The following is a 14,532-nucleotide window of genomic DNA, read 5'->3' as shown; positions in this document are numbered from 1 at the left end:
GTTATTCAGTACGCCTCGATGATCTCGTGATGTTGCAGCCGGCCGCCGATCTGTAGCTCGATTTCGTCACCCGGATGGCGACCCAGCAAGCGCTGGCCAAGCGGTGCGTTGGGGCTGAGCACGAGAATTTCCCGCTGTTGCACGCGTACCTTGATAGCCGCCCCATCCGGGCCGAGGAACAGCCATTGCTGTTGGTCGTTGTCATCGGCCAGCAGCACCAGAGCGCTAAGACGGATGCCCAGCGCTTCGTCGTAGGGGCGCAGTTGCAACTGCCGCCATGCCCGTAGACTCAGCCCGATTTCCTCCACCCGGCGAGCCTGTCCGGCAGCCAGGTAAGCCGCTTCCAGGCCCAGGGTGTCGTACTTGTTTTCGGCGATGTTCTCTTCATGGGTCGCCGTTTCGTGAGCGACCCGCGCTGCCTGCTCGGCGGCCAGCAGGCCGGCATCGAGTCGCTCGATGACCTGCTGCACGATGGGCTGTTTATCCATAGGGGATTCTGATCCGGGTCAGGTGGTCGCCGCAGGGCGATTCTTGAGCAGATGGGCGGCCAGTGTTCGCAACGAACCGAGTTGTCGGGCGATCAGCGATAATTGGGTCTGGATCAGGCGCTGTGCATCGTCCAGCTCTTCCGGTATCTGTTCCAGGGAACCGGCGAGGTTCTCCTCGCAATCGCTCTGAATGGCGATTGGGCTCTGTTCATTCAAGCCGCGAGCAATCTCGTCGAGGCTGTCGGCAATCCGCCTTGCACTCGTCAGCAGGTCGCTCTGTTCGTCGGCCAGCAGCACCTCACCCCGGTGCGCACCCAGGCCCGACAGGTAGCTGAGCAGGGTGTGGGACAGCACCAGGAAACGGAAGCCGATGTCCGCCTCCTTGCGAAAGTGGCCCGGCTCCATGAGCATGTTGCCCAGGGTGGTCGACAGCGCCGCGTCGGCGTTGTGCGCGTTACGCCGGGCCAGGCGATAGGCGAGGTCGTCGCGCTTGCCTTCGGCGTACTGGCGGATGATCTGGCGCAGGTAGGTGCTGTTGCAGCTCAGGGTATTGGCGAGCACCCGATTCAGGCGTCGGCCCTGCCAGTCCGGCAGGATCAGAAACACCGCCAGGCCGGCGATCAGGCTGCCGAGCAGGGTATCGAACAGGCGCGGCAGGATCAGCCCATAGCCGTCGCCCACCTGGTTGAAGCAGAACAGCACCAGCAGGGTGATCGCTGCCGTTGCCACGGTGTAGCGACTGGAACGGGTGGCGAAGAACACCACGCCGGCCGCGACGGCGAAGAACGCCTGCACCAGGGCGTTGGGGAACAGCTCGATCAATGCCCAGCCGAGCAGCAGGCCGAGTACGGTGCCGATGATGCGTTGCACCAGCTTCATCCGCGTGGCGCCATAATTCGGCTGACAGACGAACAGAGTCGTCAGCAGAATCCAGTAGCCCTGGGTCGGGTGAATCCAGTGCAGCACGCCGTAGCCCGCGGCCAGGGCGATGGACAGGCGCAGGGCGTGACGAAACAGCAGGGACGTGGGTGTCAGCTGCAGGCGGATACGTTCCCAGACGTCACGCAGCGATTGCGGCTCGCGGTCGAGCAGGGAGCTGTCCTGCTCCTCGGCCAGGGCATCCGGATTGCTGGTGCTGCCCAGCAGGCGGTCGAGGGTGCCGAGGTTGCCGGCCAGGGCGCCGAGCGAGCGCAGCAGGTGGCGCCACGCCGGGTTGCTCTGGATGCGCAAATGCTCCAGCGACGCCTGCAGATCGGTCAGGGCCTGGCCGTGCTGCTCGCCATACTCGAACGGCTGGCGCAGCTCGATGGCCTGGGCCAGCGCATGGCAGGCCTTGCCATGCAGGCGCAGCAGACGCTGGCAGCGGAACATCACGTCGCTGTGGAAGAACGCCTCGGCCAGGGCGTTGTAGGGGTAGTGCGAGGAGCTGGCGCGCTCGTGGATGTCCTGGGCGAGAAAGTACAACTTCAGGTAGCGGCTGACTTTCGGGCCTGGGCGACCGTTGCCGACCCGGTGCAGGATGATTTCCTTGGTCGCGTTGAGCGCCGCCACCACTCGACCGTTCTGCTTGGCCAGGGCCAGGCGACGCGCTTCCACATCCAACTGGCGCAGTGGTTCGAACAGTGCCGCCTTGAGCTTGAGGTACAGGCCCAGTTCGCGGAACAGGCGCGCCAGGCTGTGCTGCACCGGTTGATGGGCGAACAGCGCGTTCCACAGTACCGACAGCACGCCGTACCAGGCAGCCCCCGCGACAAGCAGCAAGGGCTCCAGCCACAGGCCGGCGATACCGCCACGCTGCTCCACGCCGATCATGCTGTACACCGCCAGGATCAGCGTCGCCGAGCCAAGGGTGGCGAAGCGCTCCCCGAGGGCGCCGAGCATGGTCAGGGCGAAGGTCGACAAGGCCAGGGCGCTGACGAACAGCCACGGGTAGGGAAACAGGAACTCGACCGTGTAGGCCGCGGCGCTGAAGCAGCCCAGGGTCACCAGCAGCGCGGTGAGCCGGCCCTGCCAACTGTCGTCGGTTTCCGCCAGGGCGCTGGCGATCACGCCGAGGAACAGCGGGATCAGGCTGTGCATCCAGCCCTGGTACCAGCACAGCGCCAGGCTGCCGCCGAGGGCGATGAACACCCGCAGGCTGTAGCTGAACTTGTCCAGTGCCCAGAGACGACGCAGTGAGTGGCGCAGAGAGGGGGACGACATCCGGATCGGCAACCTTCGCGGGTGGAGTGACTGAGCCGCTGCCATCGGCATACGGCGTTTCGATTGTGCCTCGCTTGCGGCCCACAGAGCGAGAGGCGGTATACCTGATGTGCTGAAAAGTGCCGTTGCGCCATCGGCGTGGCGACAGCATGCTGGACGCCTCGCGCGCAGGGCGGGTCACCGGGCCTGAACTCTGCGCTGACGGCTCCGCTCCAAGATACCTACCGACAGCCGTAAGGCGGCTGCGCCCGATCGACAGGAGTGCCCCATGATCGACCTCCATTACTGGACGACCCCCAACGGCCACAAGATCAGCATCTTTCTCGAAGAGAGCGGGCTGGACTACAACGTGCATCCGGTGAATATCGGTACCGGCCAGCAATTCGAACCAGCCTTCCTGAAAATCGCGCCGAACAACCGGATTCCGGCCATCGTCGACCACAATCCCAGCGATGGCGGCGAACCGATCTCAGTGTTCGAGTCCGGCGCGATCCTCGAGTACCTGGCCGACAAGATCGGGCGTTTCCTGCCACTGCAGCCGCGTCTGCGTGTCGAGGTTCAGCAGTGGCTGCACTGGCAGATGGGCGGCCTCGGGCCAATGGCCGGGCAGAATCATCATTTCGTGCGTTTCGCGCCCGAGCAGATCCCGTACGCCATCGACCGCTACGTGAAGGAAACCGCGCGCCTGTACGGGGTGCTGGACCGTCGGCTGGAAGGTCGCGAGTACGTGGCCGGCGATTACTCGATTGCCGATATGGCCATCTACCCCTGGGCAAAAGGCTGGGAGCTGCAGCGTCAGCGTCTCGAAGACTTCCCCAGCATGGCCGCCTGGCTGGCACGTATGGGCAACCGCCCTGCGGTGCAGCGGGCTTATCAGGTCGCCGAGGCCATTTCCCAGCGCCCCGAAGAAGTGCTTGGCAGCGAGGCGCGCAAGGCGTTGTTCTGATTCTTCGGCTCTGCGTCATACATCCTGGGGGCTGCACGCGCCGAGCGAGCGCTATCTCTGTCGATAGGGCCCGCTGAGTGATCCGCCGCTACTCCAGGTTCAGCGCATCGGCTGGTACGGGCCGGCCGATGAAGTAACCCTGTGCGTAATCGCAGCCGAGTCGGTGCAGATAGTCCTGCTGTTCGGCACGTTCCACGCCTTCGGCGAGTACCTTCATTTCCATGCTGTGGGCGAGGGCGATGACAGCGCGGGTGATCGCCAGATCGTCCTTGTCGTGGGGCAGGCCGGTGACGAAGCTCTGATCGAGTTTCAGCTTGTGCACCGGCAAGCGCTTGAGGCGTGCCAGGGAGCTATAACCGGTACCGAAGTCATCGATGGCCAGGCGTACGCCCAGGCTGCGCAGGCGTTCGAGCAGCGCCTGGGCCTGATCCGGGTCATCCATCACCGCGCTCTCGGTCACTTCCAGTTCCAGACAGTCTGCCGGCAGCCCGGTATCGGCCAGCACCTGAGCGACCCGCTGGTCGAGCTCGCCACGGTTGAACAGGCGGCTGGAAATGTTCACCGCCACAAACTGCAGTTTGCTACCCGACGCCCGCCAGGCAACCATCTGCCGGCAAGCATGCTCCAGCACCCAGGCGTCGATGGCGTTGATCATGCCGCTGTCCTCGGCAATCGGAATGAACTCGCCAGGCGGTACCAGGCCACGCTGCGGATGTTGCCAGCGCACCAGCGCTTCGACCCCGATCATCCGCCCATCGACGAGGCAGCACAGTGGCTGGTAGTGCACGCGCAGTTCGTCGTTTTCGAGCGCATGACGCATGCCGGCGACCAGCTCTACTCGCTGGCGCGCGTATTCGGTCTGCTCCTGGCCATAGAAGGCAAAACCCTCACGGCCACTGCTCTTCGCCTTGAACAGGGCCGAGTCCACATTGCGCAGCACCTCTTCGACGGTCTGTGCGTCGTTCGGGTACAGGCAGATGCCGACGCTGGCGGAGATGAACAACTCCTGGCCGTCGAGCATGAAGGGCTCGTTGAGGCAATCGACCAGTTGTTGAGCCAGGCAGGCGGCCTGTTCAGCCTGGGGGCAATCTTCACTGAGCAGGCCGAACTCGTCGCCGCCCAGGCGGGCCAGCGTTGCACCTTTGTCGAGCTGTTTGGCGAGACGCTCGCCGGTGGCCTTGAGCAGCAGGTCGCCGACGTTATGGCCGAGGCTTTCATTGATGTGCTTGAAGTGATCCAGGTCGACCACCAGTACCGCGCCGCGATGTGCTTCGCTCTGCGCCCGTTCCAGAGCGTGTTCGACGCGCTCGGTGAACAGCAGGCGGTTGGGCAGGTTGCTTAGCGGGTCGTGGTGGGCGAGGTAATCCAGCTCATGTTGGGAATGCTTGAGCACGCTGATATCGGAGAACACTGCGACATAGTGGCTAAGCAGCCCATTGTCGTCGTGGATGGCACGGATGCACTGCCACTGCGGGTAGATTTCACCGTCCTTGCGGCGGTTCCAGACCTCGCCGCTCCAGGTGCCCAGGGTTTGCAGGGTATGCCAGAGGTGCTGGTAGAAGGCTGCGTCGTGACGGCCGGACTTCAGCAGCGTTGGATGCTTGCCGAGGATTTCCGCTTCGCTGTAGCCGGTGATCCGGCTGAACGCTGGGTTGATATGCACGATGTTCTGTCGCACATCCGTGACCAGCACGCCTTCCTGGGTCGCTTCGAACACCGCAGCGGCCTGGCGCAGGCTGTCGGCATCGGCGCGGCGCTGGGTGATGTCCCTTACCGTGCCGATGAAGCGTTCCGGGCGGCCCTGCGCGTCCAGTTGCAGACGGCCACGTGACAATACCCAGCGATAGCTGCCGTCGCGATGGCGCAGGCGATAGGTGTTCTCGTAAGAAGAGTCGCTGGTCGCCTGCACGAATTCGTTGAGGACGCGCTGGTAATGCGGTCGATCCTCGGGGTGCAGCAGCTGTTCCCACTGTTCGCGATCATTGCTCAGTTCGCCATCTTGCATGCCCAGCAGCGCGTGATAACCCGTCGAGTAGTAAACGGTCTGGCGACGCAGGTTCCAGTCCCAAAGACCATCCTCGGTCGCTGACAGGGCCAGGCTGAGACGTTCTTCGCTGGCGTGCAGGGCTGTGCCGATGCGTGCCTGCCGTTCCAGGTGATTGCGTATCGTCAAATACAGTATGGCGCTGGTCAGCAGGACGAAGACCAACCCCTTCCATACCTGGATCTGCTCCGTCTGTCGGACGGTCAGGCCGAGCGATGCCAGCAGCATATCGCTGAAGATGATCCACAGGCCGGCTGCCACCAGGTAGTTCAAAGTCAGGCGTAATGCGCCTTGGCGAGTGCTCATAAAGGGTGATTCGATTCTTGATCTCGAGGGAAGGTCACTGTTGGGGCCATCGTTGTAACATCCTCAGTCAAAAGACCAAGTGGTTTTCCAACTGCTGATGTTGATAATGCGGGAGCTGGCCTTTCGGCCGCACTGCGTCTTTCTCTGTAATGAGGTGCCCCTACCTATGTGGTACAACGGTTTTCTCGACCTGTCGGTCTGGCAGCTCATCATCGTCACCTTGCTGATGACCCACGTCACCATCGTCAGCGTAACGGTCTATCTGCACCGTTATTCGGCGCACCGCTCTCTGGAACTGCATTCTGCGCTCAAGCATTTCTTCCGTTTCTGGCTGTGGCTGACCACTGCCATGAACACCCGTGAATGGACGGCCATTCATCGCAAGCACCACGCCAAGTGCGAAACCGCTGAAGATCCCCACAGCCCGGTGGTAAAGGGACTGGGGACGGTCATGCGTAAAGGTGCCGAATTATATGCCGAAGAGGCGAAGAATCAGGACACTTTGCGTATTTACGGCAAGAATTGCCCTGATGACTGGGTCGAGCGCAAGATTTACTCGCGGTTTCCCATAGGCGGTATCGCGTTGATGCTGATCATCGATGTGGCACTGTTCGGCGCGCTGGGCCTTACCGTCTGGGCGATCCAGATGATGTGGATTCCGTTCTGGGCCGCCGGTGTCATCAACGGCCTCGGCCATGCTGTGGGCTACCGCAACTTCGAGTGTCGCGACGCGGCCACCAACCTGGTGCCTTGGGGCATCATCGTGGGCGGCGAAGAGTTGCACAACAACCATCACACCTATCCCAACTCGGCCAAGCTGTCAGTCAAACGCTGGGAATTCGACATGGGTTGGGCCTGGATACGCCTGTTCAGCTTCCTGCGCCTGGCCAAGGTGCAGCGGGTTGCGCCGATCGCTCACCGGGTTCCTGGCAAGGGTATTCTGGACATGGACACCGCCATGGCGATCCTCAACAACCGCTTCCAGATCATGGCCCAGTACCGCAAATTGGTAATCGGCCCGCTGGTCAAGCAGGAGCTGGCCAAGGCCGACGAGTCCGTGCGTCACCAGTTCCGTCGCGCCAAGCGGCTGCTGTCGCGGGAGCCGAGCCTACTGCACGACAAGCAGCAGGTGCATATCGACGCCATGCTGGCACATAGCCAGGCGCTCAAGGTCATCTACGAGAAACGCCTGGCGCTCCAGCTGATATGGGCCAAGACCAGTGCCAATGGTCACGACATGCTCGAAGCGATGAAACATTGGGTGCAGGACGCCGAAGCCAGTGGCATTCAGTCCCTGCGCGATTTTGCCGAGCAGCTCAAAACCTACTCCCTGCGCCCCGCCACAGTGTGATCTGGTACGCAATCGTACACGGGGCTGTGAACCGCCCGGAGCACCGACGGTCATAGCAGTTGACCCGGTTGCCACCTAAAAGCCCGCCACTCGGCGGGCTTTTTTGATCCCGCTTGGCAACCCACCGCAATCAACTCGACGTTGCTCAGGATCGGTATATGGATGAACTCGGCACTATCGACCTGGAAGAGCTGACCATGGCACTGTTGCACAGCCGCGCGGAAGGTACCCGTTTGCGTGAGCGAGAGCAGCTGTTCAGCACCTTATTGGGTAGCGTCAACGCTGTGCTCTGGGCGTTCGATTGGGAAACCCAGCAGATCATTTACGTCAGCCCGGCCTATGAGCGGGTCTTCGGGCGCTCGGCGGGGCTATTGCTGGCCGATTACGGCGAATGGCTCAACAGCATCTACCCTGACGATCTGGAATTCGCCGCGCAGAGTATGGCCCAGGTGCTGGATACCGGTGCAGTCGAGGCCCGCGAGTACCGTATCATTCGGTCGGATGGCGAGATTCGCTGGCTCAGTGACAAGTGCTTTATTGGCCGTCACAGCGACAGCCTGGCGTCGCCGATCATCTTCGGCATCGCCGAAGACATCACCGAGAAGAAGCAGCTCGAAGGTGAGCTGCATCGCCTGGCCACCACTGACGTGCTGACCCAGAGCAGCAACCGCAGGCACTTCTTCGAATGTGCTCAAGGTGAGTTCGAACTGGCCCGTAGTCAGGGGCAGCCGTTGGCCTTCCTGCTGCTGGATCTGGACGACTTCAAGCACATAAACGACAGCTACGGCCATCAGGTCGGTGACCAGGTGCTGCAACAACTGGCCAGTTGCGCCAGCTCGGTCTTGCGCCGCGGCGATCTGTTCGGGCGTATCGGTGGCGAGGAGTTCGCTGCGTTGTTTCCAGGCTGCGAACCGGAGCTGGCGTCGCAGATCGCCCAGCGCCTGCAGCGAGAAATCCAGCGGCTGGCTTTCAATCATGAGGGCAACGCATTCGGCATCACCGTTAGCCAGGGACTGACCTCGCTGCGCAGCGGTGATCCTGGGCTCGATGTGCTCTACGCCCGTGCCGACGCGGCCATGTACCAGGCCAAGCGCCAGGGAAAAAACCAGATCGTCACGAGCTGATAGTGGCGGAAAGTCGCCCAGCGCTGCCTTTTTATCGGCGGCTAATTGCTCATTTCTCCAGTTGAGCGGCCGCTGGTTATCTCGCTATTTTCGGTAACATGTTGAAATATTGGTTGTTATGCGACTTCAGTCGTTCATGGCACATAACCTGCTGTGCTAGATTCCATTCAGTAACGGCCAGACAGCGGCCGACAATAACAATACAGAGAACCGAACGATGCCCTTTTTCCGCCGCCTTCGCTTTCAATTCCTTCATTCCTGAGCGCTTTCGTGCTGCCGTCCAGGTTACCTGTGGCGTCTTTATGGCTGCCTGGTGCCCGACGGTCGTGCCCCGAATTCGGCTGATTTAGTGCCGTTGAGGCATCACCCATCAGACCGATGTGCTGCAACCAATAAAAGAAAAGACACTGGAGATATCACGATGAAAAAAACTTCCCTGGCGCTGGCCGTAGCAGTCGGTACTCTGGGTCTGACCCTGGGCAACGCTGCTAACGCTGCCTTTATCGAAGACAGCACGGCCAAGCTGGATCTGCGTAACTTCTATTTCAATAACGATATCCGTGACAGCGATAGCCCGAGCAACAAGGAATGGGGTCAGGCATTCCAGTTGAATCTGCAATCGGGTTTCACCGAGGGTACCGTGGGTTTCGGCGTCGATGCGCTGGGCCTGCTGGGCGTGAAGCTGGACTCCGGTAGCCGCACCAACAAGGCGGGTCGTAGCCGTACTCCCGGTGTCCTGTTCCCGACGGACAGCGACAACAGCGCCGTAGACGAATTCAGCAGCCTGGGCCTGACTGGCAAGATTCGCGTTTCCAAGACCATCGCCCAGATCGGTACCCTGCAGCCGAAGCTGCCGGTCGTGGTTTTCAACGATGGCCGTCTGATCCCGCAGACCTTCGAGGGTGCGCAGATCACCTCGAATGAAATTGACAACCTGACCCTGATCCTGGGTCAGCTGGAGCATTCCAAGGGGCGTGCGTCGAGCAACACTGATTCGCTGGCCATCGCTGGCGCCGGTGCCGGTGCGGACAGCAACAAGTTCTACTATGGCGGTGCCGACTACAAGATCAACAAGGATCTGCTGGTTCAGTACTACTACGGCAATCTGGATGATTTCTACAAGCAGCACTTCCTGGGTCTGACCCACACGCTGGCGCTGGGTGCTGGCTCGCTGAAATCCGATCTGCGCTACTTCGACACCGGTTCCGATGGCAAGAACGGCAGTGTGGCCGGTCGGGCCGACGGCTACCTGGGCAGCGGCTACTACGGTAATGGTGTGACTTCCGGTGAAGTGGACAACCGTACCTGGAGTGCCTTCTTCACCTACAGCCTGGAAGGCCATGCCCTGAGCGCCGGCTACCAGCAGGTTTCCGGTGATAGCAACTTCATCCAGCTGAACCAGGGTTCGATCCCAGGCCAGGGTGGTGCTACTACCTACCTGATCACCGACCGCCAGATCACCAACTTCGGCCGTGCCGGCGAGCGTACCTGGATCACCCAGTATGGCTATGACTTCGGCAAGATCGGTGTTCCCGGCCTGACCGCCAACGTACTGTACATGAAGGGCGACAACATCAAGGCGGTGGGCGGCGACCAGAAAGAGTGGGAGCGTGACCTGACCCTCAGCTACGTGCTCCAGGAAGGCGCTCTGAAAGGTGTGGGCTTCGCCTGGCGTAACGCCGCTCTGCGTAGCCAGACCTCGTCCGGTGACGTCGATCAGAACCGCCTGATCGTCAGCTACAGCATCCCGCTGCTCTAAGCTGGAGTGCCGAGCCGCGCCACGCTGCGGCTCGTATCAATGCAAAAGCCCGGACTGGTTCCGGGCTTTTGTTTGAGCGACAACATGACGCGCGCGTATATCCTTTGTTTTTGTATGGTTTAAGGGCAAGGGTTGACCCCCGTCAAAAGCCAGCCTTGCTACTGCGCTCATCGTGGGACGGCCAATAAGCCTGATAGAACGAGGAGCTCTCCATGCGCGGTATTTCTCTGTTGATCGCGGGACTTTGCCTGAGTCTCGATGCCTGGTCCGTGCCGCGAAGCGACGAACCGGTTTCACCCATCCAGCCCTATACGGCCACCGACAGCGCCAAGGTCGAGCTGGGCAAGCAGTTGTTCTTCGACCCGCGCCTGTCGCGTTCGGGGTTCATCTCCTGCAACTCGTGCCACAACCTGAGCATGGGCGGCAGCGACAACCTGCCCACCTCCATTGGTCATCACTGGCAGCAGGGGCCGATCAATTCACCGACCGTACTCAACTCCAGCTTGAACCTGGCGCAGTTCTGGGACGGTCGCGCCGCCGATCTCAAGGAGCAGGCCGCCGGCCCCATCGCCAACCCCAAGGAAATGGCCTTCACCCATATCCTGGCGATCGACGTGCTGCGCTCCATCCCGCAGTACCGCGAATCCTTCAAGCGGGTCTACCAGAGCGAGGAGATCACCCTGGATGCGGTGACCGATGCCATTGCCGAGTTCGAGAAGACCCTGGTCACGCCCAATTCGCGTTTCGACCTGTGGCTCAAGGGCGATGATGCGGCCTTGTCCTCGGCCGAGCTGGAGGGTTATCAGCTGTTCAAGTCGATCGGTTGCGTGGCCTGCCACAACGGCCCGGCCATGGGCGGCAATTCCTTTCAGAAGATGGGCCTGGTGGAGGCCTACCAGACCGACAATCCCGCCGAGGGCGTGGCCGGTCTGACCGGCAAGGATACCGACCGCTTCCTGTTCAAGGTACCGACGCTACGCAATGTCGAGCTGACCTACCCCTACTTCCACGATGGCGCCTACTGGGAGCTGGAGAAGGCCGTGGACGTGATGGCGCGTCTGCAGTTGGGGCGTCAGTTGAGCGAGGGGGAGATCGGCTCCATCACCGCTTTCCTGAAGACCCTGACCGGCGAGCAACCGGCGTTCGCTGTGCCGATGCTGCCGCCTTCGACCAATGACACGCCACGACCGGCGCCCTTCGAGCCGGCGCTGGTCATGGAGGAAGTGGAAACGGCCGAGTGACCGGCCGCTGATCCCGGCGGTGGCTGTTCAGCCTTTCTGCGCCAGTGGCTGCTGCTGGGTGATGCAGTGGATATTGCCGCCTCCCAGCAGGATCTCCCGGCCCGGCACCATGACCACGCGATGCTCGGGAAACAGGCGTTCGAGCATGGCCTTGGCTTCCTCGTCCTTGGGGTCATCGAAGCTTGGCGCGACGATGCCGCCATTGACGATCAGGAAGTTCACGTAGGAGCCGGCCAGGCGTACCTCCGGACTACGTTCCTGGCTGCCGAGCACGCGGTCGACTCCGGCGCATTCTTCCTCGCTTGCATACAGCGGGCCGGGAATCGGCATCTTGTGCACGGTCAGGGCACGACCCTTGGCGTCACGGGTATTCTCCAGCACGTGCAGGGCGGCCTGGCAGCGCGGGTAGTTGGGGTTTTCCCGATCGTCCGTCCAGGCCAGCAGCACTTCACCTGGGCGTACGTAGCAGCAGAAGTTGTCGACGTGGCCATCGGTCTCGTCGTTGTACAGGCCATCCGGCAGCCAGATGACCTTGTCGATGGCCAGGTGTTCGGCCAGCACGGCTTCGATCTGCTCGCGGTTCAGGTGCGGATTGCGGTTGTGGTTGAGCAGGCATTCCTCGGTGGTGATCAGGGTGCCTTCGCCATCGACGTGAATCGAGCCGCCTTCGAGCACGAAGCCTTCGGTGCGGTAACCGTCGCAGCCTTCCAGACCAAGAATCTTGTTGGCGACCTGGTCGTCGCGCAGCCAGGGGAAATACAGACCACCCTCGAAACCACCCCAGGCATTGAAGCCCCAGTCAACGCCGCGCAGTTCACCGCGCGCGCTGGTCACGAAAGTCGGCCCGGTATCGCGTACCCAGGCGTCGTCGGTGGTCATTTCCACGACACGGATACGCTCGTGTTGCAGGTGTGCACTGGCATTCTCGTATTGCCCGGCGGATACGCAGACCGTCACTGGTTCGAATTCGGCGATGGCCCTGGCCACAGCGGTGAACGCGTGTTGCGCGGGCTTGCCGCCCAGTCGCCAGTTGTCCGGACGCTCCGGCCAGACCATCCAAGTCTGGCTGTGCGGTTCCCATTCAGCCGGCATGCGAAAGCCATCGGCACGGGGTGTGGTGGTTAGGGTCGACATGTAGTACTCCGAGGCAAGGCGCGGCTGAAATAGGCAGAAGTCTATCTCAGCAGGTGTTGTAGGGTCTGTTGACGTTTCACGCACGGCTCGCGTTGAAACGTCAACAGATCCTAACAGTGGCTTCGAACGATGAGGCGTGAAGCCACAGAGCATCAGACCGTGTGCAGGTACCAGTTGTATTCCAGATCCGAGATGGTGGTCTCGAATTCCTGCAGCTCGGCTTCCTTGCAGGCGACGAAGATGTCGATGTAATCCGGGCTGATGTACTTGTTCAACACTTCGCTGTCGTCCAGCTCGCGCAAGGCATCGCGCAGGTTGTTCGGCAGGCTCTGCTCCAACTGTTCGTAGGAGTTGCCCTCGATCGGTTCGCCTGGCTCCAACTGGTTGGTCAGGCCGTGGTGAATACCGGCGAGGATCGAGGCCATCATCAGGTACGGGTTGGCATCGGCGCCGGCTACGCGGTGCTCGATACGAATGGCATCGCTGCTGCCAGTCGGCACGCGCACGGCCACCGTACGGTTATCCAGGCCCCAGCTCGGCGCGTTCGGCACGTAGAACTGGGCGCCGAAACGGCGGTACGAGTTGACGTTCGGGCACAGGAACGCCATCGAAGCGGGCATGGTTTCCAGGATGCCGGCGATGGCATGGCGCAGCGGTGCATGCTGCTCCGGATCGTCGGTGGCGAAGATGTTCTCGCCGGTCTTCTTGTCGAGCAACGAGATGTGTACATGCAGGCCGTTGCCCGCCTGGCCCGGGTAGGGCTTGGCCATGAAGGTCGAGTCCATCTCGTGGTCGTAGGCGATGTTCTTGATCAGGCGCTTGAGCAGCAGCGCGTGGTCGCAGGCCTTGAGCGCGTCCTTGGTGTGGTGCAGGTTGACTTCGAACTGCGCCGGGGCGCTTTCCTTGACGATGGCGTCGGCCGGCAGATCCTGTTCCTTGGCGGCTTCGAGCATGTCCTGCAGGCAGTCGACGTATTCGTCGAGGTCATCGATCAGGTAGACCTGGGTCGAATGCGGGCGCTTGCCGGAAATGGGCGAGCGCGGTGGTTGTGGTCGGCCATTCACGTTCTCCTGGTCGATCAGGTAGAACTCGAGTTCGAAGGCTGCGCAAATGATCAGGCCGAGTTCGTCGAACTTCTGCACCACCTGGCGCAATACCTCACGGGGGTCGGCGAAGAAGGGGCTGCCGTCCAGTTCGTGCATGGTCATCAGCAATTGCGCGGTTGGGCGCTTCTGCCAGGGTTCCTTGCACAGGGTATTGGGGATGGGGAAACAGATACGGTCGGCATCGCCGATATCCAGGCCGAGGCCGGTGCTTTCCACGGTGGCGCCGTTGATGTCCAGGGCGAACAGCGAGGCGGGGAGGTTGATGCCCTTTTCATACACCTTGTGGAGGCTGGCGCGTTCGATGCGCTTGCCGCGCACCACGCCATTCATATCTGCAATCAGAAGGTCGACGAACTGAACCTCAGGATGTTCCTTGAGGAACGCGTTCGCTTCATTAAGCTGAACGGCACGCGGGGGTACCGACATGATGCAACACCTATGTTGTTAAAAATATCAATCAATTACTGACACACCGGGAGTCAATCCCAAACGCCAGGTACTGTCAAGATAAGGCGATGCTGCCCTAAAGAAGAGCGCAGTGGCCATTTTCAGGGCGTTTCAGCTCATTTCGAAACGTAAACCCCGGCAGCATTTTTGTCATGCATATGAGTGGGCCGTGAGCTGATGCTGCCGTGTTGTATAAAAAAATGAACAAGGATAAGCTCGGTCGAACCCCTGATAATCCAACAATACGGGTGTTTCATGATTTGCATGCCGCTCTCCAGCGTCATTGCTTGTGCCGCGCAGTTCGGGGCATACCCTGACTCAGACGCTGGCGACGATCATCATCGGGGTGCGACTGCTCGTCATCCAGCCTGCTGCCTGAGCGGG

At 61.3% G+C, this 14,532-nt stretch carries 10 protein-coding genes; 5 read left to right on the top strand and 5 right to left on the bottom strand.

The window, feature by feature from the left end:
• Positions 1-5: 5 nt before the first annotated feature.
• Together DNK06_RS01600 and yccS are read right to left on the bottom strand one after the other, a co-directional pair.
• Complete coding sequence (locus tag DNK06_RS01600; protein ID WP_131178293.1) at positions 6-488, bottom strand: GreA/GreB family elongation factor; 483 nt, start codon at positions 486-488, stop codon at positions 6-8.
• A gap of 18 nt (positions 489-506) precedes the next feature.
• Positions 507-2,690 (bottom strand): YccS family putative transporter, encoded by a 2,184-nt coding sequence (yccS, locus tag DNK06_RS01595; RefSeq protein WP_131178292.1) that lies wholly within the window; start codon positions 2,688-2,690, stop codon positions 507-509.
• A 268-nt stretch (positions 2,691-2,958) separates the two neighbouring features.
• On the opposite strand from yccS, the gene DNK06_RS01590 reads away from it, so the two are divergent.
• Positions 2,959-3,636, top strand: coding sequence for a glutathione S-transferase N-terminal domain-containing protein (locus DNK06_RS01590; RefSeq protein ID WP_131178291.1), 678 nt, complete (start codon positions 2,959-2,961; stop codon positions 3,634-3,636).
• 88 nt (positions 3,637-3,724) lie between these two features.
• Here the strand turns inward: DNK06_RS01590 and DNK06_RS01585 are convergent, their stop codons facing one another.
• Positions 3,725-5,986, bottom strand: coding sequence for a putative bifunctional diguanylate cyclase/phosphodiesterase (locus DNK06_RS01585; protein WP_131178290.1), 2,262 nt, complete (start codon positions 5,984-5,986; stop codon positions 3,725-3,727).
• 166 nt (positions 5,987-6,152) lie between these two features.
• On the opposite strand from DNK06_RS01585, the gene desA reads away from it, so the two are divergent.
• The 4 genes from desA (at position 6,153) to DNK06_RS01565 (ending at position 11,461) form a co-directional block, all read left to right on the top strand.
• Positions 6,153-7,337 carry a delta-9 fatty acid desaturase DesA gene (desA, locus tag DNK06_RS01580; protein WP_131178289.1) on the top strand — a complete coding sequence of 395 codons (1,185 nt, stop codon included), beginning with the start codon at positions 6,153-6,155 and terminating at the stop codon, positions 7,335-7,337.
• A 158-nt stretch (positions 7,338-7,495) separates the two neighbouring features.
• A complete protein-coding gene (locus tag DNK06_RS01575) occupies positions 7,496-8,461 on the top strand; it encodes a GGDEF domain-containing protein (RefSeq protein WP_131178288.1) in 966 nt (321 codons plus the stop codon).
• Between the two features lie 421 nt (positions 8,462-8,882).
• Complete coding sequence (locus DNK06_RS01570) at positions 8,883-10,220, top strand: OprD family porin (RefSeq protein WP_131178287.1); 1,338 nt, start codon at positions 8,883-8,885, stop codon at positions 10,218-10,220.
• A gap of 212 nt (positions 10,221-10,432) precedes the next feature.
• Entirely contained in the window at positions 10,433-11,461 is a 1,029-nt protein-coding gene (locus tag DNK06_RS01565) for a cytochrome-c peroxidase (RefSeq protein ID WP_131178286.1), read from the top strand.
• 27 nt (positions 11,462-11,488) lie between these two features.
• On the opposite strand, the gene aguA is transcribed toward DNK06_RS01565, so the two are convergent.
• Together aguA and DNK06_RS01555 are read right to left on the bottom strand one after the other, a co-directional pair.
• Positions 11,489-12,595, bottom strand: coding sequence for an agmatine deiminase (aguA, locus tag DNK06_RS01560; RefSeq protein WP_131178285.1), 1,107 nt, complete (start codon positions 12,593-12,595; stop codon positions 11,489-11,491).
• Positions 12,596-12,747: 152 nt separating this feature from the next.
• Positions 12,748-14,127 (bottom strand): glutamine synthetase family protein, encoded by a 1,380-nt coding sequence (locus tag DNK06_RS01555; protein ID WP_131178284.1) that lies wholly within the window; start codon positions 14,125-14,127, stop codon positions 12,748-12,750.
• Between the last annotated feature and the right edge of the window lie 405 nt (positions 14,128-14,532).

Source organism: Phytopseudomonas daroniae (assembly GCF_004327285.1).
Classification (GTDB): domain Bacteria; phylum Pseudomonadota; class Gammaproteobacteria; order Pseudomonadales; family Pseudomonadaceae; genus Aquipseudomonas; species Aquipseudomonas daroniae.
The sequence above is the reverse complement of the archived record's forward strand: the minus strand, read 5'-3'. Positions and strand labels throughout refer to the sequence as shown.

Excerpts from the sequence above, each read along its gene's own strand:
- DNK06_RS01600 (WP_131178293.1), bottom strand. The coding sequence starts at position 488 with ATGGATAAACAGCCCATCGTGCAGCAGGTCATCGAGCGACTCGATGCC.
- yccS (WP_131178292.1), bottom strand. The coding sequence starts at position 2,690 with ATGTCGTCCCCCTCTCTGCGCCACTCACTGCGTCGTCTCTGGGCACTG.
- DNK06_RS01590 (WP_131178291.1), top strand. The coding sequence starts at position 2,959 with ATGATCGACCTCCATTACTGGACGACCCCCAACGGCCACAAGATCAGC.
- DNK06_RS01585 (WP_131178290.1), bottom strand. The coding sequence starts at position 5,986 with ATGAGCACTCGCCAAGGCGCATTACGCCTGACTTTGAACTACCTGGTG.
- desA (WP_131178289.1), top strand. The coding sequence starts at position 6,153 with ATGTGGTACAACGGTTTTCTCGACCTGTCGGTCTGGCAGCTCATCATC.
- DNK06_RS01575 (WP_131178288.1), top strand. The coding sequence starts at position 7,496 with ATGGATGAACTCGGCACTATCGACCTGGAAGAGCTGACCATGGCACTG.
- DNK06_RS01570 (WP_131178287.1), top strand. The coding sequence starts at position 8,883 with ATGAAAAAAACTTCCCTGGCGCTGGCCGTAGCAGTCGGTACTCTGGGT.
- DNK06_RS01565 (WP_131178286.1), top strand. The coding sequence starts at position 10,433 with ATGCGCGGTATTTCTCTGTTGATCGCGGGACTTTGCCTGAGTCTCGAT.
- aguA (WP_131178285.1), bottom strand. The coding sequence starts at position 12,595 with ATGTCGACCCTAACCACCACACCCCGTGCCGATGGCTTTCGCATGCCG.
- DNK06_RS01555 (WP_131178284.1), bottom strand. The coding sequence starts at position 14,127 with ATGTCGGTACCCCCGCGTGCCGTTCAGCTTAATGAAGCGAACGCGTTC.